Here is a 2,112-nt window from a genome sequence, read left to right on the forward strand (position 1 = left end):
CCCGCACAACGGCCGGCACCCGGCCCCCCTGCCGCCGCCGGCAGCCACCTCGGCCCCGCACGCAGGCGGTGCCCCGGCTCCTGCCGGGCAGTCCGCGGCGGCGGGCCGGCCCGCCCCGACGGCCGCCTCGCCGGACCAGCCGACCGCGGCCGCCGCGCCGCCGCCTGCCCCGGCCGCGCGGCCCGGGCAGGGGCCGGCGCCCCTCGGCGCGGCGGGCAGGCCGCAGGGCGAAGAGGAGGAGAACCGGGTGCCGCGGCAGAAGCACGGCGGACTGCGCGGGCACGACCGGGCGGGCGGCGACCAGCCCGCGCCGCCGCCCGAGTCGCCCGAGTCGCCCGAGCTGCCCGGTCACCGGGACCCGGCCGCCGAGGCCGATGCCGCGGCGGTGGAGAACCTCCTGCGGTGCTGGGTCCGGGAGCGCAGCGCCGACCGGCCCGACCGGCCCGACCGGCCCGACGGGCCCGCCGGCACCCTCTTGCGCATCCCCCTTCCCGCATCCGGCACCGCTGTGGTCGTCGGCGTGCGCCACTGGTCCGCGGCCGGGTGGCACCGGTTCGGCGCCGCCCGGATCGAAGGCGCCCCCGACGGTGCCCCGGACCTGGACGCCGTGACCCTCGCCGCGCTGCTCGCCCGCGAGGCCGGGGGCGGCGCGCCCGGCGCCACCGACCTCGTCGCCCGGGTCGCGGACTCGGTCCGCCGCACCGCCGACTTCATCGCCGACCGTCGCGAACGTCCTCGGCCGCCCGCGCCCGTCGACGGTGACGCGTTCCTGACCGCCGAACAGTCCCTGCTCCTCGGCCACCCCCTCCAGCCCGACCCGAAGAGCCGCGAGGGGCTCTCCGACGCCGAAGCCCGCCGCTACTCACCCGAACTCCACGGCTCCTTCCCCCTGCACTGGTTCGCCGTCGCACCCGGCGCCCTCGCCACGGACTCCGCCTGGACCGAACGCGGCCGCCCCATGTCCGCCGCCCGGCTCCTGGCCCGCCTCGCGCCCGGCCTGCCGGCGCCCGAAGGCACCACCCCCCTTCCCCTGCACCCCTGGCAGGCCCGCGACCTGCTCGACCGCCCCGCCGTCGCCGCCCTCCTCGACGGCGGGCTCCTGCACGACCTCGGCCCGCACGGCGAGCCGTGGCACCCCACCTCCTCCGTCCGCACCGTGGCCCGCCCCGGCACCCCCGTGATGCTCAAGCTCTCCCTCGGCCTGCGCATCACCAACTCCCGCCGCGAGAACCTCCGCAAGGAGCTCCACCGCGGCGTCGAGGTGCACCGGCTGCTCCGGACCGGCCTCGCTGCGCAGTGGCAGGCCGCCCACCCCGGCTTCGACATCGTCCGGGACCCCGCCTGGGTCGCCGTCGACGCCCCGGACGGCAGCGCCGTCCCCGGGCTCGACGCCGTCCTCCGCCACAACCCCTTCCGCCCCGGCGACGACGCCCTGTGCGTCGCCGCGCTCACCTCGCCCCGCCCCCGGCCGGGCCGGCCCGGCATGCGGTCACGCCTCGCCGACACCGTCCACCGGCTCGCCGCCGCCACCGGGCGCACCCCGGCCGCCGTGTCCGCCGAGTGGTTCCTGCGCTACCTCGACCACGTCGTCAGGCCCGTCCTCGCCTTCGACGCGCTCGCGGGCATCGCCCTGGAAGCCCACCAGCAGAACACCCTCGTCGTCCTCGACCCCGACGGCTGGCCCGCCGGCGGCCGATACCGCGACAACCAGGGCTACTACTTCCGCGCCTCCCGGCGCGCCGAGCTGGAGCACCGGCTCCCCGGCATCGGCAGGGCCAGCGACACCTTCGTCTCCGACGCCGTCACCGACGAGCGGTTCGCCTACTACCTCGGCATCAACAACGTGCTGGGGCTCATCGGGGCCTTCGGCTCCGAGCGCCTCGCCGACGAGCGCGTCCTCCTCGCCGCCTTCCGCCGGTTCCTCGGCCGGGCCCGCGGCCTCGGGCCGCTGCCCGCGCTGCTGCTCGACTCGCCCACCCTGCGCTGCAAGGCGAACCTGCTGACCCGCCTGGGCGGCCTCGACGAACTCGTCGGCCCCGTCGACGCGCAGTCCGTCTACGTCACCCTCTCCAACCCCCTCCACGATTGAGCGACCGATGCCCTCCACCGACA

The 2,112-nt window shown here is 78.2% G+C and carries 1 protein-coding gene; it reads left to right on the forward strand.

What is annotated here, in order from left to right; all coding sequences use genetic code 11:
* The first annotated feature begins 28 nt into the window (after window positions 1-28).
* Window positions 29-2,089, forward strand: a complete 2,061-nt coding sequence (locus EF903_RS31980) for an IucA/IucC family siderophore biosynthesis protein (RefSeq protein ID WP_125548458.1) — start codon at window positions 29-31, stop codon at window positions 2,087-2,089.
* Window positions 2,090-2,112 lie beyond the last annotated feature (23 nt).

This window comes from Streptomyces sp. WAC05292, assembly GCF_003949955.1.
GTDB classification, from domain to species: domain Bacteria; phylum Actinomycetota; class Actinomycetes; order Streptomycetales; family Streptomycetaceae; genus Streptomyces; species Streptomyces globosus.